This is a genomic window from Maribellus luteus (assembly GCF_003576475.1).
GTDB lineage: Bacteria > Bacteroidota > Bacteroidia > Bacteroidales > Prolixibacteraceae > Draconibacterium > Draconibacterium luteum.
Genome location: NZ_QWGR01000182.1, coordinates 1 through 575, shown reverse-complemented (window position 1 = coordinate 575; position 575 = coordinate 1). Strand labels below are relative to the sequence as shown.

The window sequence follows — 575 nt, the reverse complement described above, 5'->3', positions numbered from 1 at the left end:
TTGCTTGACAATCGCAACATCACATCCGATTATTTGCCCACAACACGGACAATTGCTCAAACCCCGAAGCAAGTCCTGGCGGTGCGCCCGCATCGCCACATTCCAAGAAAGGAGACGACTGCATGTTCCGCACGCTTCTGCGCGGGATGGCCCGCCCATCCCGCCTACTCAAGCTGACCGCCCTCGCTGCCTTCCCCGCTCTCTGCGCTGTCTCTGCGCAGGCCGCACCCACCACGCTCACGATCGCCACGATCAACAACCCCGACATGATCGTGCTGCAGAAACTGTCGACACAGTTCGAGCAGGCGCACCCCGACATCAAACTGCGCTGGGTCACGCTGGAAGAAGGCGTGCTGCGCCAGCGCGTGACCACCGACATCGCCACGGGCAGCGGCCAGTTCGACCTGATGACGATCGGCGGCTACGAAGCGCCGCTGTGGGCCAAGAAAGGCTGGCTCGCCCCGCTCGACATGCCCGCCAGCTACGACACGGCTGACCTGCTGCCAACAGTGCGCGATGGCCTTTCGCAGGGCGGCAAGCTCTTCGCCGTGCCGTTCTATGCCGAAAGCTCGATG

The 575-nt window shown here is 63.1% G+C and carries 1 protein-coding gene; it reads left to right on the top strand.

What is annotated here, in order from left to right:
- Positions 1-122: 122 nt before the first annotated feature.
- Positions 123-575, top strand: a 453-nt coding sequence (locus tag D1614_RS28505; RefSeq protein WP_206610187.1) for an extracellular solute-binding protein, incomplete at its 3' end; no start/stop codon positions are given.